We start from the raw sequence: 18,212 nt of genomic DNA, 5'->3' as shown, positions 1-18,212 counted from the left end.
TTTTCAGTGTGGTCAATACTGAACTGCGCAAATAGTGGTTGTGTCGTTAGCAGGCAAAATAGGCCGAGCAGCAGGCAAGTCGAAAGTCGTGGCATCAATAGGTTTTTCTTATTTTATCAGGCGTGTATAACTTTAGGTTATAACACTTTCTGTTATATTTCAGCTTATTCCCGCGCCTTCAACTTATGCAAAATGGTGCACTGGTCAACCTGCTCACCACTGCATGAGGCGAGGGTTTGCAGGGATTGTTCTAGTAGTGCGAGTTCGCGCTGGGCGCGTTGTACCTGCTTGAGTTGTTCGGCGATGATTTTATCGACCACGGCGCAGGAGGCGTTGGGGTCGGCTTGTACTTCTACCAGGCGTTTGATGTCGTCCAGCGGGATGTTGAGCTCGCGGCAGCGGCGGATAAAGATCAGGGTGTCTACGTCGCCCGGTTGGTAGTGGCGGTAGCCGTTGCTGGCGCGTTGTGGTGCGCTGATTAAACCAACTTGTTCATAATAGCGGATGGTTTTCGCATTTATCTGGGATTTCGTCGCAAGTTCGCTTATTTTCATATTGACCTTCCAGTCGCTGTAACCTTTAGCATCGGCAGTATCATTTATTCCCGTCCTGAGGGTCAAGTAAATAGTTATGTCTGATACGTTTCGTTCTGCCGGTTTGGTTTTGTCATTAAGTTGTTTATCGCTGGGGATGTCGGTGAGTGTGGCCGCGCCGCTGAGTCCGCTGGCCACTGCTGTGAGTGCTGCGCTGGTTGCGCCAGGGCCTGAGCATCATGAACATGAGTCCCATGCTGAAGAAAAAGGGCATGAAGACGGAGACCATGATGCACACGCAGAAGGTGAGCACCATGATGAGCACGGCCACGGCCATGAAATGGAAAAGATCGTTATCCAGGCGACGCGCTCTGGCCGGATTGCCGATGAGCAGCCGGTGCGGGTGGAGCTGATCAACCGCGAAGAAATCGAAGAAAAGGCAGCGATGCGTCCGGGTAACATCTCCATGCTGGTGGCCGAAACCGGCGGTGTGCGTATGCAAACTACCTCGCCAGCATTGGGCAGCGCCAATATTCGATTGCAGGGTTTGTATGGTCGTTATACTCAGCTGCTGGCCGATGGTTTGCCGCTGTATGGTAATCAGGCAGCATCGATTGGCCTGTTACAAATTCCACCAACGGATCTGGGCCGGGTTGAGATCATCAAAGGCTCGGCGTCGTCTTTATATGGTGGCTCAGCACTTGGCGGGGTGATCAACCTGATCTCCCGTAAGCCGGGCGACGAATTCAGGGGCGAGATGCTGTTGAATCTGACTACCCGCGATGGTCAGGACCTGACGTCTTACATTGAAAGCCCGCTGACTGATGACCTGAAAGGCTCGCTAACGCTGGGTGCACACCATCAGAAGTCCGAAGACATAGACAACGATGGCTGGTTCGATTTGGCCGGGTATGAGCGCTACACTGCACGGCCGCGTTTGTTCTGGGAAGGAGAGCTGGGTGAAACTCTGTATGTCACGGCCGGAGCCATGACAGAGCAGCGCAACGGGGGAACCAAGCGCGGCTTTACCATGGCGGATGGCAACCCGTATGTACAAACGCAGGACTCAGAGCGTCTCGATGGTGGGTTTGTGTATAGCCAGCCGATGTCCGACACGCTGACGTTGCATGCACGCTCATCGGCCATGATACAAAACCATGAGCACGGCTTTGGTCTGGTACTGGAAGAAGACAAGCACGAAAGCTATTTGTTTGAAACCAGTATCAGTGGGTATAACGACAAAACCGACTGGCTAGTGGGCATGGCCTATCAGTCGGATGTGTTTGAGTCCGAGACGTTTCCGAGCTTTGATTATCGCTATGAAGTGCCAGGCCTGTTTGCGCAGCTGGATCACACCCTGAGCGATACATTGACCGCCTCGGTGAGTGCCCGGGTGGATGATCACAATGAATATGGTACTCAGTTCAGTCCGCGAGTGACCTTGTTGTATCGTCCGGGCGAGCTGACGGTACGCGGCTCCTATGCACAGGGCTATTTTGCACCAACGCCTTTTGTGGAAGACATCGAAGCGGCGGGCTTATCGCGCTTAGCACCGATAGGTGAGTTGCAGGCAGAGGAAGCCGAAACGGCCTCGCTGGACTTTACCTACACGTTTGATTCGGTTGAAACCAGTCTGACCCTGTTTGGCTCGAACGTGGATAACGTAACCGAGCTGGAGGTGGTGCCAACATCGGATGGCACGCCGCCGACCCAGGTACGGCTGATCAATGCGCTGGGCGAGAGCCAGATCCGTGGCTCAGAAGTGCTACTGCGTTATTACTGGCGAGACGTAAAACTGACTGCCAGTTATTTATACCTGGATGCAACCCAAAGTGTGGATGGTCAGACGCGTACAGAGATTGCGCTAACGCCCAAACACTCGGCCGGATTTGTGGCCATGTGGGAGCAGCACGGTAACTTCCGCGCTGGCTTCGAAGCCTACTACACCGGGCCGCAGCGCCTGAATGCTAACCCGTTTGTCACTGAGTCCGACCCATACTGGCACCTGGGCCTGATGGGGGAGATCACCACCGGGCGTTACAGCTGGTTTATTAACTTTGAAAACCTGCTGGATGTAAAACAAACCGACGAGCATCCGCTGTTGTTACCACAGCAGGCAGTCAGTGGTCAGTGGACGACGGATATCTGGTCGCGCAACGATGGTTTTATTGTCAATGCCGGTGTGCGTATTAAGTTTGGTCATTAACTGAATAAAGGGGTCAGTCGACTGATCCCTTTATTCCATTCAGTCCAAGCCCACAGTTTTCCCACCCCTTAACTTATTGTCACCCCCCAATATGGTGATGGTTCTTCCCCGCCTGGGGAGTAACATGCCCTGTAATTGATGGATACATTAGTTGCATGTGTTCAGGCCAACCTAGTGCACGTTTAATCCGCGCTGTACCTGTCTGAGTGCATTTAAAACGATAAAACAATCAACAGGGAAAAAACATGAAACTTAAATCACTTTTTTTGACTGCGGCGTTATTATCTGTGAGTGGTGCTGCCAGTGCGGGCTTTGTGAGCAAAGCCGATTACTACAAATACAATTACTATAACCATGTTGTCATGTTTGGTGGGATCGGGTCGGAAGTTGGCCTGTGTAAGGACCAGAACGGCTTGTTTGGGACTTTCTATCGCAATGCAGAAATCTGTCATGTTGGCTGGCATAGCAAAAGCTATGTCGCACCAGATTATCATGTGCTGGTTGAAGATGGTAAAAAGTACTTCAGAACGCTTGATTTGATCAGAGGCGTTCAGTTGTTCAGTGCCGGACATTCTGCATGTTCACCCAATTCACCGAAGCTGGATGGGTCAAGAGTGATCATGGGTTACTATGTGAAGGATCATGGCAAGTGTTATTACCCTATGGGAAGTCGTCAGTACTCGGCACCAGTAGGTGGCTTTACACACGTTGTTTATAGCTACAGATAATCTATTTCGCTGAGTTTTGCACGGTTATTCACGCGTTATGAGCCAGCAAAGGCATGCTGACAGGTATGCCTTTTTTGATCCTTAAAAACGTTACTCTATGAGAATCAGCTCCTGGTCTATACCAATAAACTGCTCCAGCAACAGCTGGTCCTGATGCACGTCACTTATTTTCCAGGCGGTGGGTTTGAGTGTACGAAGTGGTTTAATCAGAGTGCCGTTTAAGTCGAACTGGTTCAGCGTCAGGCTACTCTGGTCAACGCTGAAGATATGCCCGCCTTTGATCACCATTGCGCGCCCATTCAGAGATGAAAGCGCTGTGGCGTGAGCAGGGTTTTCACCTAGTGTGAAGCGTTTTACTTTACCCAGAGCGTCACTGTAGTAGACCTGCTTATTAGCCTGCCATGCGCGGTGTACGCCGTTTACCCCCAATTTTTTCAGCTGGTTACTTACTAAATCATATAGATACAAACCGCCGGGCACGGGGTCGTTGATCAGTACCAGCAAGTGCTCCTGGTTACCCCATGTCTGAACGGAATGAATCGGTAAGGTTGTACTCAGGCTCTGCTGTCGGCCAGACAAATCCGAGATATAAAGTGTGCCACCCTGTGCCCAGAGCAATTGTTTTGCATCAGGTGACCACACAAACCCGTGGATTGGATGCGTTACACTGGCATCGCTCAGCGCAGTTGCCTTATTGCTCTGCCAAACCCAGAGTTGATCAGTACCGTTACGATTGGACACAAAAGCAATGTGCTGGCCGTCGGGTGAAAAGTGTGCCTGTCGCTCCTGTGCCTGTGTGCGCGACAGGCTGGTATAGGGCAGGGCACGGGCGTTTAATTCGTGGCTTATGCCTGCCGCTGTGTCGGCTGAAGGGGAGTTGCTAAGCAGCAGGTGCGCAATATCGATGTCTTTACCACCGTGAATGGCTGCCAGAGTGTGATCAATTGGATGTTTGTCTGCAAAGAGAAGATGACTGGCCGGAGTCGAGATCTTGCTTACCTTACCCCCGAGGCTCAGGGTGTACAGCTGACCGTTGCTGACTGCCAGCAAAGTGTTACCGTCGGGTGTAAACCGACCCGGCAAATAGGTGTTAGGGTCCATATGTGGCAGCAGAGTGATTTGATTGCGGTGTAAGATCTGCGCCTCTTTATCCACAATCCTCAGTATGTGATTGAGCTGTTTGTCCTGGCTTAGCAAGGCAAAGCGCTGACTGGGCGCATGATAATCAAAGTGGTAAAGGTGTTCGTTTTTGGTGGAGAATAAGGTATTGATACTCTTAGTTAAGTCGTTGTACTGAACCACCTGACTTTGACCCGCTTCGTGTTGTAAGAAGGCGTAAACGTGATTGGGCAGTGCTCTGGGAAAATGAGGTTGAGTATGGTTGCACAGATAACGTGATTTAATGGATTGCGGCTGACCAAGTGCCTGCGCAAAGTCCAGTGAAGCCAGCGTCCAGCAGGGCTGGGTGTCGACCTTATCGCGCTCCAGGTTGCAATCTGCTTTGGCGGCAAATACCAGCTCTCGACCGTCGGGGGTAAAACTCGCAGCACCAAATTGTCCGGGTGTGTGACTGAGCTGATACTCTTTGTGACTGCTAATATGTCTGGCCCACAGGTGGTTACTGCAACTACCGGCATAGCGATTAAAGATCAGATAGTCGCCATCGGGACTAAAAATAACATGCGATTCATGAGCATCCGTGTGGGTTACTGGGGTCAGGCGAGTGTATTCAGGGCGTCGATTATCGGGCCAGAGCAGATACAATAAAGAAAATAGTAAGAGAGTGCTTACTACCAGTGTTGATGCTTTAAAATATGGGTTATTAGTTATTCTGGTTGCCGGCTCAATCGAGGGCTCCGGCCAGCGCACTGGAGCAATCAGGCGATACCCTATTTTTGGATGGGTGGCGATAATGGTGGGGTTTTTGGCATCGTCTCCCAGTACTTTGCGCAAAATGGCAATGCAGCGTTGCAGGGCGTTGGGCACCACTTCAGCACCTTGCCAGACCTGACTCATTATCTCCTGATGGGTGACCACCTGTTCGCCATGCTCACGCTGACGTTGTGCGAGTAGCAGCAAGACCTGCAACACTTTTGGTTCTACATGGGTTTGCTGGCTATCCAGGATCACCACAGAGCGCGACAAATCAATTTCATACGCGTTTATAAAGAATCGTGTCTGTGTCATTGCAACTCGCTACTGCCTGAATCCGGCATTGAGTGTACGGTGCAATGCCATCACTGTCGAGGTGTACAGCAGCAGACGCTGGCCTGTAATTTGTGACATTGTTTTGCAGCAGACAGTTATGTGATGAGGTATACGACTGAGTAACGCTTTTTTGCTGTGCCGCCTCATCCCGGCCCCTTTGTTAGCTATGCCGCTTCATTCCGGCCAGTGCCCCTGTCATCCCGGCCTGCGAGCCGGGAACCATCCAAAATACGGCTCAACTGCTGAGGAGAGTAATATGAGGCTGTATGTATCTGAGTGAAATAACCTGGCTGTGCCGCCTCTCCCTGACCAGCGCTCCCTTTGTCAGCTATGCCGCTTCATTCCGGCCAGTGCCCCCCTGTCATCCCGGCCTGCGAGCCGGGAACCATCCAAAACACGGCTCAACTGCTAAGGAAAGTAATATGAGGCTGTATGTGCCAGAGTGAAATAACCTGGCTGTGCCGCCTCTCCCTGACCAGCGCTCCCTTTGTCAGCTATGCCGCTTCATCCCGGCCTGCGCCCCCTTTGTCATCCCGGCCCCCGAGCCGGGAACCATCCAAAACACGGCTCAACTGCTAAGGAAAGTAATATGAGGCTGTATGCGTCTGAATGAACTCACCTTTTGTGTAGCTGGTGAGTAGCTCCCGGCTCGGAGGCCGGGATGACGGAGAAAGGGGACACGGAATAGCGGTTTTTGGTCAATAAATGGCTGTAATTGGCGTACAAGGAGGTGGGAAATATTCCTCGATTCTGTGGTTTTGGCTCATCGGCTCTGCGCCGAATGCCCCTTTTAGTCGTCATCCCGACCAGCGCCCCTGTCATCCCGGCCTGCGAGCCGGGAACCACCCAAAGCACGGCATAAGTGCTAAGGAAAGTAGTATGAGGCTGTATGTATCTGAGTGAAATAACCTGGCTGTGCCGCCTCTCCCTGACCAGCGCTCCCTTTGTCAGCTATGCCGCTTCATCCCGGCCTGCGCCCCCTTTGTCATCCCGGCCCCCGAGCCGGGAACCATCCAAAACACGGCTCAACTGCTGAGGAGAGTAATATGAGGCTGTATGTATCTGAGTGAACTCACCTTTTGTGTAACTGGTGAGTAGCTCCCGGCTCGGAGGCCGGGATGACGGAGAAAGAGGCATCGAATAGCAGAAAAGGGAGACAGAATAGCGGGGAAAGGGACACGGGATAGTGGGGAAAGGGGGACAGAATAGCGGAGAAAAGGGCGGGAGAATGGGTTTTGGGAAAACGGTGGATTTAAAATATATCTAATAAATTCAGTTTCTTATTTATATTCACCAAAAATCCAGACGGTAATTTGCAGCCCTCAGTAATTCATCAGCTTTTCATTAGGGTGGCTTTGTGGCCTTGTTTTGCGTGTTTACGTTCAATGGCGCCAAGTAAAAACAACAGAGCGCTAAGCCTATGTTCTATGACAATAACAAACGCTTTACTTATCTTTTGGGATATGTCTTCAATCATTTCGCCAGTGTAGCTAACCACGTTAAGCCAGGGTTGAACCTGTTAGTCAGGCGGCCATTCATTTTGGTGCTGATATCTGCCATTGCCATGTTGGGGGTATGTCCATTGTCTCATGCGCAATCGCGCGAAGCTCAGATTATAGAGCGTTCGGTTCAGGCTTATGGTGGTGAGCACTTGCTAACTATGCCCGGGCTGATGGTCAATGAACGCTTCTCTCACTATTCACAGTGGCTCAGTGGTGATGCTCGCCAGGGCTCTATGGTCACTTATCTGAGTGAACTGCAAAACGACTACCGCATCGATTTTGCGGGTAAGCGCAAGGTCTTTAAGCAGGCAAACTCGAGGCGGGTGGGCAGTCATGGCAGCGATGTGCCCGAAGTGCTCCATCGTCTGTATATCAGTGACCAGGGGACAAGCGTGGACCATGCTCTTAAGCGCTATCAGCCCGGTTCACGGATCACTTTTGACAATACCACTTTGGGGTTTGAAGCCATGCTGGACACTCTGGTCGTGCGTAAGCTGGCGCAGCATAAACAAGCCAGCCAGTGGCAGGGAGAGGCATACATTGCGGGTGTGCCTCATGATGTGATCACTGCCCCTTTGGATAATAACCCGGAGACAAAGCACACGCTTTATCTGAATCAGCATAGTGGTTTATTAAGCCGTATGATGACTGAGCAGCAAGGTCAAAAGCGCTTTTATGATTTTATGGTGCACCGTACCACACAGGCTGTGCGCTGGGCGTCTGAGGTGTTGGTCAGCACGGCACAGGGGCCGCAGTATCACAGTAAATCGCGCACCATTAAGGTGGCGCGACCTGCCGAGCAGTCGTTTCATATTCCAGCCGGTTATCAGCGAGCACCTGAGCTCAGGCCTTATGATGTCTCCAAGCTGGCAGTACGCACACTGGCAGACGGCGTGTACTTTGTGGGGCAAGGCTGGGGATATACATTATTAATTGATGCGGGTGAGTATCTGGTGTCGGCGGGGACCTGGCAGGTGAACCAGCAGGCCGGAGCCTGGGCAAAAGCACTGGCAGAATTAAGGCAAAGCAAATCGCTGGATAAACCCGTGAAATACCATATTGTCACGCATCATCATACCGACCATCTGAGAGGACTGGCAGACACGGTAGCGGAACATACCACTTTACTGGTGCATCCGGCAGACAGAAGTGCGGTCGCCGATGAACTGGGCACACAGGTTAAGATTGAGCCGATCCCCACGTCTTACACCCTCGCCGGGGGGAAAATTCGCCTGCTGGATGTACCCAACAGCCATGCTGCGCACAACCTGGTAGTGTATCTGCCAGAATCGCAAATCCTGCTGACGGAGGATATGTTCGGCAGCAGCTTTGAGCATGCGCTGCACTCGCCTGCTCGCTGGCCGGATCTCGACACCTACTATCGTCTCGACGCTCTGGTAGACAGGCTCACGCAGCAGGGCATAAAAGTCGCTCAGTATGTGTCTTCGCATCATGGCCGGGTGTTGACACAGGCCGACATCGATCGAGCTATGGCAATGCCTCGCACAGCACGGGCAGTGTTATTGAAGCGCTTGTTTGCATCACAATAAGAAAAAACGGCACCCGCAATACACAGGGTGCCGCCTGGTTGTGGCTAACGGGCGCGGTTACTCATATCTGAGTATCAGCGAAGGACGGGTGCTAGCCGCTTTAAAGGCCAGACAAGCGACGGTCAGCCAGGTAATAGCCAGCACCCCCAGTGTGGCAGCAGCATACATCCAGGTCGCTTGCTCAATACGGTCATTGAAGTTGTTCAGCCAGAGGTTCATGAGCCAGTAACTCACAGGGATCGCCAGCAGGGAGCCTGAACCTACAATGGTGATGAATTCCCTGGATAAAATCGTCACTATGCTGATACGTGAGGCGCCCAGCACCTTGCGTACGGCTACTTCTTTTTGGCGGCGAATAGTGGCGAACGAGGCCAGTCCTAAAATCCCCATACAGGTCAACACAATGGACAGCGTACTGAATAACAACACCAGCTGCTGCATTCTGAACTCGTTGATATGGGCACGCTGATAATCGTCTTCAATCAGACTGCTCTCGACCTCAGGCATGGCCAGTTCATTTTGAATGATTTGCTCGGCCTGGCGCATCACTTGCGCTTTATTTGCCCCCGGATGCAGCTTCATGACCAAAGTGCCTATCGCCACGTTGATATCGCCTGCGGTGAGTAAAACAGGCAATTGTTGCTGACGCGCTGAGCCGATTTTTATGTCTTTAACAATGCCGATCACAGTGGCACGGGCGCTACCATCATGTGAGCTCAGGGTCTGGCCAAGCAGCACGCTGGGGTCGTCATATCCGGCTTGTCTTGCCAGACTTTGTGACAGCAACACGGAAAATGATCGGATGTTGTCATCGCTGACTTGGATCCAGTCTCCGGCAAACTGAGGAGAAAAATCACGCCCCGCGACCAGCTCCAGCCCAAGCGTCTCAACGGCATGGAAGCCGGCGGCTATGGTAGGTTGCGTGCCTTCAAGGCGCTCTCCGTTCGGGAACACCAAAAACAGCTCTGAAGTCATATCATTGGTCAGTAAAGTGTCTGACTGAGTGACCTGAGCGACCCCTTGTAATGATTTCAGGCGCCGCAATACGTGAGGCTCGGCTTGCTGGTAAATGGCTTCTGCAGGCAGGTTTTTGATGATCAGTCGGTCATTCTTGGCATACCCTACGGGCAGATCATTGATCAAGGCCATTTGTTTGTAGACCACAGCCGCCGCGACAATCAGCGCCACAGACAGGGCACCTTGCAGGCCCAGCGTGAGTTTACGTACCCAGATGGCGGTTTTACCCCGCTGCAGATCGCCACTGAGTACGCGTTTGGCACTGAAAGAAGCAATAAACAGTGCCGGGTATAAACCTGATATCACCCCGATCAGCGCAACCACTGCCATCACAGCAACCAAAAACATCGGTGAGAAGCTCAAAGACAGGCTGCGCTCCAGCAGCTGATTAGCGTAGGGGATCATCATTTCTACGAGGGCCAGTGCAATCAGTGCCGCAATCATAACAATAAATAAAGACTCGGTTAAAAACTGGGTGATAAGCTGAGGTTTACTGGCACCCAGCGCCTTGCGCACACCCACTTCTTTGGCGCGTTTTGCCGCACCGGCAATGTTGAGGTTGATAAAGTTCACACTGGCGATCACCAGCAACAATACGGTCAGTGCAATACAGACCTGCATCACCAGACGCGAGCCGCCTTGTTTCATTTCAAACGGACCACTGCTGTTAAAGTGAAGATCCGACAGACGACTTAATTCCAGCGCACGAAGTTTGCGGCGGCCGGTCGATTGCTCTCGCATGGTATCCGTCATCTGCTGTGCCAGCAGTGCGGCATCCGCACCCTCAGTCAGGCGCATATACACATAGCCAATGAATGGCATCTTGGTGGCTTTGGGCAAAGCGGTTAAGGTTTCAAACACAAAGTGGGTGTTGTCCGGTAGATCTTCAAACACGGCGGCTATTTCGTATTGGCCCTGCTCATACGATAAGGTCTTGCCGACGGTTTGCTCGCTGCCAAACAGGCGTAATGACTGGGCACGACTGATGGCCAGCAGGCCCGGGCGGCTCAAAGCTCGGTTGAGGTCGCCGTGCAGTACCGTTATTGTGATGAAATCCGGCAGATTGGCTGTGGCCAGGTACACTTTGCTCAGGCGGACTTGCTGCCCGGCCACGCTGACATCCAGTGCCATTGGCTCGGCAGAGTAGGCCAGATTGTCGGTCGAGACCAGCATCATGATATCCTCAACCTGAGCATGGCTTTGCATATTCAGCGCGTTTTGTGAATCTGACGCGGCGATCAGTTGCAGACCCCATGCCCGGTAATCGGTATGAACACGGTAAACGCGCTCGGCGTTGGGGTGCTGTTTGTCAAAAGACAATTCATACGCTGCGAACAAGGCCACCATAATGGCCGCCGCCAGACCGATACTAAAGCCAGTCAGATTAAGGGCAAAATGACGGGGGTCGTTTTGCATGGCCCTGAGTGTGGTTTTAAAATAATTCACTATCATAACGGGTACTTCCTTCTAAATTCCGGGTGTTACGAGGCGGACTCGTTTAAGCCGCTGGCGACACGCTGTTGGCTTTATCCAGCATGATCTGACCATCCAGCAGGCGCACCAGACGATCGGCATAAGCACCTTCTTTTTCCGAGTGAGTCACCACAATGACCGTGGTGCCTTCGCGGTTTAGCTCGCGTAGCATGGCCATCACCTCTTCGCCGTTTCTGGAGTCGAGATTACCCGTTGGCTCATCCGCCAGGATCAGTTTGGGATTGATCACCAGCGCTCTGGCAACCGCCACCCGTTGTTGCTGACCGCCCGATAATTGCTGTGGCAGATGGTCGGCGCGATGGTCAATGGCAACCCGTTTTAAAATTGCCTCAACCCGTTGTTTACGCTCTGCTTTAGAGATGCTCTGGTATTGCAGAGGCAGTTCTACATTTTCAAAAACCGTGAGTTCGTCAATCAGGTTAAAGCTCTGAAATACAAAGCCGATGGAGGCTTTGCGCAGTTCAGCGAGACGTTTTTCACTGTATCCGGCTATGTCTGTACCTGAGAATTCAAAGCCGCCGGAGGTTGGTGAGTCGAGCATGCCCAGAATAGAAAGCAGGGTTGATTTACCGCAGCCGGAGGGGCCCATAATGGCCAGAAAATCGCCTTCATTAACCTGTAGGTCAATCTCGTTCAGCGCGATGGTTTCTACATCTTCGGTACGAAATACACGGCTTAGGTTCGTCAGTTTAATCATCTTTGCTTCCTCAATTCGGTTGTTCTGTTCTGTGCTTTTGGGCTAATTCAGTTGTAATATCTGTGCTTTATCAAAGTGGCTGTAGCCAGAGGTGATCACCTGATCGCCAGGCGCCAGTCCGTCTAATACTTCAAAGTAGTCACGGTTTTTCTTACCCAGCACGATATTTTTGCGCACGGCAGTGTCGCCTGAGACCACATAGACCCAGTTGCCGCCACTGCTGGTGTAAAAGGCACCGCGGTTGATCAACAGGGCGTTATTTTTGCTGTCTCCCAGCAGCAGTGCCACATCCAGGTTCTGACCTCGTTTTATCTCTTGCAGTCCGGCGGGCAGTGCCACCTCAACCTGAAATTGCGCGTTGGTAACCCGGCTGTCGATTTTGCTGACCTCTGCGCTGACTTGCTCAGTTCCCAGTGATACCTGCACCGCCATACCTGTGTGCACCTGGTTCAGATAAAACTCATCCAGCCGGACGATGAGTTTGAATTCATTGGGCATATCTATCTGGCCCAGTCGTGCGCCACGCTCTTTGGATTCACCCATTTCAACATCCAGCTCACTCAGATAGCCAGAAACCGGGGCTTTGACGAGCAGATTGTCCAGATTATGACGGGCAAATTGCAGGTTTTTTTGCAGCATGTCGGCGCTGTCTTCCAGCTGGGCAACCTGCACTTCACGAATGGTATTTTCCTGCTTCTGGCGCTCCTTTGTCAGCGCTTTGCGTGCTTTGTAGTAGGCCAGATCATCTTTGATTTCATCGAGTGTGTCCTGCGCCAGCACGCCTTTTTTGGCAAGCAGCACAGACTGCTTGTAACGCCTGTGCAGATGGGTGATCTGACGTTCAATTTCCAGCAGGTCGCGGCGCAGATTCAGGCGGCTGGTTTCCATGTTCATTTGTGTGTTACGTAAAAAGTTGAGTTGTTCAGTCACCTGGGCCTCGCGGCTCATCACATCCAGTTGCAGGTTGGTATTGCTCAGGCGCACCAGAGGCTGGCCTTTCTCGACATACTCCCCCTGTTCAACCAGCCGCTCTTCGACCCGGCCACCAGAGACGGTATCCAGATAAATGGTGGTTTTTGGCACCACCTGACCACGCAGGCTCAATGCATCAATAAACGGACCCTGTGTTACTGTGCTGATGGTCAGGCTGTCCAGTGGCACATTCTGGCTGCGTCCGTTACTGCCTTGATGAGTAAAGGCATACGCCAAGGTCGTTGCTAACACAGCGGCAACCACGCCTGCTTTAAAGTGCTTCTTTAGTCCTGAGCGTTCGATTTTTTTATCCATGTGCAACTCCCGTTGTCAAACTGTGTTGAGCCATGTTGTGTTGGCTGATGCGCTAAATAAATCAATCATCATGCCAAAAATTAAAGTTTAATAAATACAGTTGCTTAGTGTGTTTTTGTACTGGTGTAGTGGGAGGAAGTGTCCGCTTATAGCACAGTGTGAGCAGGGCAACTGCCCATAAATGGACACATCCTTGCGAAGTAAGCTAAGCTAGTACACCCATAAAAAATAAAACAGGGACAGACAGTGAGCGCAAAACAGCCCGGGGCCATTTTAGTGGTGGATGACAATCCGGATATTCTGATTGCAGCGCGGTTGCTGCTCAAACAACACTATCAGCTGGTTAAAACCACCGATAACCCGTTTGATATCGAAGACATAGTCAAAGCCCACGGCATTGAAGTGATCCTGCTGGATATGAATTTTAACCGCGATGCCATCAGTGGTCAGGAAGGGTTTTACTGGCTGAAGAAAATCATCAGTCAGGATCCCAGTATGGTGGTGCTGCTGATGACTGCCTATGGCGACATTCAGCTGGCGGTGGATGCCATTAAGGCCGGGGCTGCAGATTTCATTGCCAAACCCTGGCAAAACGAGCAACTGTTAGGGGCGGTCGCAGCGGCGTTTGCCCATGCCAAAGACAAACAGCAGCTTGGTAAGCTGACCCGTCAGACACAAGGGCTTAATCAGGCTTTGAGTGAGTCATCCACGGGTCCTGCTTTTGACTTTCTGGGCCAGAGCGAGGCCATGCAGCAGGTGTTCGCTACCATAGACAAAGCAGCTCAGTCTGATGCCAATATATTGATCACCGGGGAAAGTGGTACAGGTAAAGAGCTGGCAGCGCATGCCATTCACCGTGCAAGTTTGCGCGCAGCCCAGCCTATGATCAGCCTGGATATGGGGGCGATTTCCGAAAGCCTGTTCGAAAGTGAGCTGTTTGGTCATAAGAAAGGGGCTTTTACCGATGCGAAAACCGATAAGATTGGACGCTTTGAGCTGGCCAGTGGCGGGTCGCTGTTTCTTGATGAGCTGGGTAATTTGCCGTTAACGCATCAGGCAACGCTGCTGGCGGCGCTGCAAAATCGCTGTATTACTCCGGTGGGCGGCACCAAACCGGTGGAGGTGGATATTCGCCTGATCTGTGCAACCAATGACAACCTGCAACAGGCAGTCAATGAAGGGCGTTTCAGACAGGATTTATTGTACCGCATTAATACGGTGGAGATCCGTTTACCGCCATTGCGTGAGCGCAGCGAGGATATTCCTTTGCTGGTGAACTATTATCTGACGCATTTTGCGCAAAGATATAAGCGCTCGCTGGATATTGCACAGCAAGATATGGTCGCTTTGTGTGCCTACCATTGGCCCGGTAATGTCCGGGAACTGGCCCATGCCATAGAGCGCGCCGTGATTTTATCTGACGGTGACATGCTGGATGTCAGCTCCGTCGTTGGCACCACCGCGCAGGCGGTTGCACCTGAGGGAAATACAGGCGAGGGGATCTGTGCCAGTTACGATACTTTTGACCTGGAAGTACTGGAGCAAAGAGCGATCCGTGCCGCCCTGAAACACTATCGGGGTAACGTCAGTCATGCGGCCAAAGCATTGGGGCTGACCCGGGGAGCCATGTATCGGCGGCTGGAAAAATATGGGCTGTAGGGAGCGGCTATGTCTTATCTGAAACGTCACCCGCGCTGGTTGCTCGCTTTACAGCTGGGTGTGTTGTGTATGCTGGCCAGTGTTGCAACCAGACATTATCTGCAAAGCGGGATCAGCGCTACCTGGTTGTTACTGGTGCTGATAAGTGCGGTGTGTGGTGGTGCGGTATTTTCCTTGTTTGTACAGCAGCAAAAGCAAAGCACCGCGGTGATCCGGGCATTGGTCAATGGAGACAGCTCATTGCGGCTGAGTCCCAGTCATCCGTTACACCAGGAATATGACGAGATCCGCCATACCCTGCAGGCGGCACGCTTTAAAGCAGAGCAACAGGCGCAGTTTTTTCAGGCCTTGTTACTGCATATTGATCTGGCTGTACTGGTCTGTGACAGTGAAGGTCAGGTGATCGAGTCTAACCCGGCGGTGTCGCGTTTGCTGGGCAAGCCAATTAGTACTGTGAGTGAGCTTGAGCATCTTGGCGAGCTGATCTTAAGCTGTGACACGCACCTGAAAAGCAGTGCGCCCTGGCAGCACGGCGAGCAGCAGGATACGCTGTCAGTACAGATAAGCGTGGCACAGATCCAGGGGCAGATCCGTAAAGTGATCACCCTGACGTCGATTCACAATGCTTTGATCAATAAAGAACAGCAGGCTTACAAACGCCTGACTCAGGTGTTGACTCATGAAGTCGCGAATTCCATCACGCCTTTATCGTCGATTGCGCAGTCTTGCCGGGGATTATTACCGGAGAGTTTGTGTTTTGATGATGAAGATGACAAAGGCGATCTGCTTTTGGCGCTGGATACGCTGGCTGCACGCACCGAGCATCTGGGTGAATTTATTACCCGCTTCAGGGCAATCACGAGCCTGCCACGGCCCAGTCTGAATGCCACCGCACTGGCGCCGATATTAGAGCGGTTAGTGACACTACACCAGAGCCAGTTGGAGCAGGCAGGGATCCGGTGTGAGCTTAAGGTCTCAACTCATCTGCTGGTGATGCTGGATGCCGGTCAGGTGGAACAGGTGCTGATCAACCTGTTTACCAATGCAATCCAGGCGATTGAGCAAACTCTGGCATTGCAACCACACAGTATTGAAGCGCCGGTTATCGTGCTCACACTGGCGCAAAACGAGGCGCAGCAAGTGTATGTTGAGATCCAGGATAACGGGCCAGGCGTTGAGCCTCACGTCATTGACATGATGTTTGTGCCTTTCTTTACGACCAAGCAGCAGGGATCTGGAATCGGTCTCAGTCTGTCGCGGCAGATCATGGTCAGCCATGGCGGCGATCTTATTTATATCCGCAAGCCTCAGGGCGCGTGCTTTCGCTGTGTGTTTGGATGACTGTCAGCGGGTAATTGCGAGCAGAAATCTCTGGCTCGCAACGTGGTTACCAGAACCCCCGGTTAGTTCTGGTATCTGTTTAACCAATCCAGGATTTTCCGGGCTTTGGTGTAGGTCAGAGTCATATGTTGCTCGTTGTAGCTTGGGTAAGCCGCAATTTCATCCCAGTTGTTCGCACTGCCAGCAAGTGCCGAATGGGTTGAAACAAACGAGTGCTGCTGTCCCAGTGTCACATAGGAAGTGATTGGGTGTGGCTGATCTTCGATGAGATCAGAGAATACCTGGTAGAAATCAGCATAGCCCCCCGCCACATTGTCGACACTTGGCTGAGTATAGACTTTGAAGTATTTGCTGCCACCCAGATACCATGGGCGGTGCAGTTTAAAGTGTGAGGTCATTTTTGAACTTGGTGCACCTTGTGTTCTGCTTTGCGCGCCATTCGTGATAGCCAGAGTGGGTACTGTCTGAACGTGCCCTAAGCTTGCCAGCTTGGATAGTAATGCACTTCTGTCACTTGAGCCTGATGGCGTGTTGATAATCAGCTCTTTAAAGGTTTTGGTTTCCAGTCGGTCCTTAATGGCTCTGAGCTTTTTACGTGCAGAGCTGCACTTGGGTATTTCACCACAGGCGACAACGTCGACTTTATCGAGTAAACGGTTTGTGTTGTCTAATATGGAGCGAGGGAAGTTTGCGCCATAGTGAGGAGCATCGAATGAAATAAAGGTCGCAACCTTATTCAGAGACCCTGTTTTTTCGATTTCACGCAGTGCAAAGCGAGTAACAACTCCACCCATAGACAGACCTACGAAAGAGGTTGAAGAGATACCGGGTTTAGCGTTGATAATGTCCAGTAATCTTTTCACACCATCAGCATTAAACTCGATACCATTGTCCTGATTTTTATAGCGATACAAGATCACGTCATAACCTTGTCTTCTGAGACTGCTCATCAGGCCACCCTGGTTTACGTCGTCGTAAAATGCTTGTTTGGTGTAAGCTGAGCCCTCTACATCTACATGGTAAGGCTGAACGACGACGACCGGCTTATCCAGCACATTGTCATTACCCATATAGACATCAGCGGTACCATAGAAATATCTTGGGTATTCAGTCCACAAACGGCAGGTGCGCTGCGGTGCGACGACAAATTCTTCCGCAACGGGCTGAGCGTTTAGGGCCTGTGCTTCGTTGCCCATGGTTTCTGGCAGGTCAACACCGCGTGGATCCTCGCCATCCCACCATTCACAAACGCGATAAGTTTCAAGAGATTGCACGTACCAGGTGTTACCGTAGCTACTGCTTGTTGTAGCCAGATTTTGGGCAACGCCAGGCTTAAATGGAGTCACCAGGCGTTCAGCGGTTGTTTTGTTGTTACTGTGCTCGCTGCCAAACAGTGAAATGGTATGAGATGCGTCGATTATCAGACCATATTCATCCACCTGCTGACTTTGTGCCAGTGCCGTATGCGCCGAGAAGGCCAGTATGGCCATAGAGAGCGTTTTAATTTTCATTGTTATTTTCCTGTTGTCTTTGTGGTCCTTTTTTAGGAGCTGGTAATGTATTTATTTGTTACTAAAAGATCAACAGCGTGTTTTGTTTCATAATTCTTTACTGTTTTTGTTTTGTAAATTATTGCCTTTTGGTGAGTGTTTACTTAACAAAAGACCAAATTCGTCTGAGTGTGAGTTCAATATCGTGCTGAAATATGTTCTCAAAATAATAAGTGATGTTTTTTACCCATTGGTAAAAAAGGAGATATTTTTAAAGCCATTTGAATTGCTTTGAAACCAGATTACGACACAGTGCGCGTACGGTGCTGATTGTGAAAAGGTGAATGAATTAACCATATGTAACCACCAGATAGGGAGGAAGTTGAATAGTGTGAAAAATGCACTGATAAAAAATAAGAAAAATTTGCAAACGGATATGCACGCTGTGTTTTTAAGGCGGTGGGCCTGTGCAGCAGGTGGGCGCTGACACATAAAGAGGA

11 protein-coding genes are annotated in these 18,212 nt (G+C 51.3%); 5 read left to right on the top strand and 6 right to left on the bottom strand.

Annotation, left to right across the window (positions count from 1 at the left end; all coding sequences use genetic code 11):
• Positions 1-164: 164 nt before the first annotated feature.
• Positions 165-554: a MerR family transcriptional regulator gene (locus NH568_RS12850; RefSeq protein ID WP_253047962.1), complete on the bottom strand. Its 390-nt coding sequence runs from the start codon at positions 552-554 to the stop codon at positions 165-167.
• Between the two features lie 76 nt (positions 555-630).
• Here NH568_RS12850 and NH568_RS12845 point away from each other — a divergent pair, with 76 nt between their 5' ends.
• Together NH568_RS12845 and NH568_RS12840 are read left to right on the top strand one after the other, a co-directional pair.
• Complete coding sequence (locus tag NH568_RS12845; RefSeq protein WP_253047960.1) at positions 631-2,739, top strand: TonB-dependent receptor; 2,109 nt, start codon at positions 631-633, stop codon at positions 2,737-2,739.
• Positions 2,740-2,984: 245 nt separating this feature from the next.
• Positions 2,985-3,467, top strand: coding sequence for a hypothetical protein (locus NH568_RS12840; RefSeq protein WP_138546116.1), 483 nt, complete (start codon positions 2,985-2,987; stop codon positions 3,465-3,467).
• Positions 3,468-3,557: 90 nt separating this feature from the next.
• On the opposite strand, the gene NH568_RS12835 is transcribed toward NH568_RS12840, so the two are convergent.
• The gene (locus NH568_RS12835) at positions 3,558-5,654 is read right to left on the bottom strand and encodes a winged helix-turn-helix domain-containing protein (RefSeq protein ID WP_253047958.1); all 2,097 of its coding nucleotides are present in this window, start codon (positions 5,652-5,654) and stop codon (positions 3,558-3,560) included.
• A gap of 1,441 nt (positions 5,655-7,095) precedes the next feature.
• On the opposite strand from NH568_RS12835, the gene NH568_RS12830 reads away from it, so the two are divergent.
• Positions 7,096-8,727, top strand: coding sequence for an MBL fold metallo-hydrolase (locus NH568_RS12830; RefSeq protein WP_253047956.1), 1,632 nt, complete (start codon positions 7,096-7,098; stop codon positions 8,725-8,727).
• Between the two features lie 57 nt (positions 8,728-8,784).
• On the opposite strand, the gene NH568_RS12825 is transcribed toward NH568_RS12830, so the two are convergent.
• Genes NH568_RS12825 through NH568_RS12815 form a run of 3 tightly spaced genes read right to left on the bottom strand, consistent with a single transcriptional unit; the run spans position 8,785 to position 13,222 of the window.
• A complete protein-coding gene (locus tag NH568_RS12825; RefSeq protein WP_253047954.1) occupies positions 8,785-11,196 on the bottom strand; it encodes an ABC transporter permease in 2,412 nt (803 codons plus the stop codon).
• Between the two features lie 46 nt (positions 11,197-11,242).
• Positions 11,243-11,935 (bottom strand): ABC transporter ATP-binding protein, encoded by a 693-nt coding sequence (locus NH568_RS12820; RefSeq protein WP_253047952.1) that lies wholly within the window; start codon positions 11,933-11,935, stop codon positions 11,243-11,245.
• A gap of 42 nt (positions 11,936-11,977) precedes the next feature.
• Entirely contained in the window at positions 11,978-13,222 is a 1,245-nt protein-coding gene (locus NH568_RS12815; RefSeq protein ID WP_253047950.1) for an efflux RND transporter periplasmic adaptor subunit, read from the bottom strand.
• Between the two features lie 246 nt (positions 13,223-13,468).
• Here NH568_RS12815 and NH568_RS12810 point away from each other — a divergent pair, with 246 nt between their 5' ends.
• Together NH568_RS12810 and NH568_RS12805 are read left to right on the top strand one after the other, a co-directional pair.
• Positions 13,469-14,881, top strand: coding sequence for a sigma-54 dependent transcriptional regulator (locus NH568_RS12810; protein WP_253047948.1), 1,413 nt, complete (start codon positions 13,469-13,471; stop codon positions 14,879-14,881).
• 9 nt (positions 14,882-14,890) lie between these two features.
• Positions 14,891-16,222 carry an ATP-binding protein gene (locus tag NH568_RS12805; RefSeq protein ID WP_253047946.1) on the top strand — a complete coding sequence of 444 codons (1,332 nt, stop codon included), beginning with the start codon at positions 14,891-14,893 and terminating at the stop codon, positions 16,220-16,222.
• A 62-nt stretch (positions 16,223-16,284) separates the two neighbouring features.
• On the opposite strand, the gene NH568_RS12800 is transcribed toward NH568_RS12805, so the two are convergent.
• Positions 16,285-17,733 (bottom strand): putative lipase, encoded by a 1,449-nt coding sequence (locus tag NH568_RS12800; RefSeq protein WP_253047944.1) that lies wholly within the window; start codon positions 17,731-17,733, stop codon positions 16,285-16,287.
• Positions 17,734-18,212: the final 479 nt, after the last annotated feature.

It is taken from the genome of Pseudoalteromonas sp. XMcav2-N (genome assembly GCF_024124545.1).
Taxonomy (GTDB): domain Bacteria; phylum Pseudomonadota; class Gammaproteobacteria; order Enterobacterales; family Alteromonadaceae; genus Pseudoalteromonas.
This window is presented reverse-complemented; position numbering and strand designations above follow the sequence as displayed.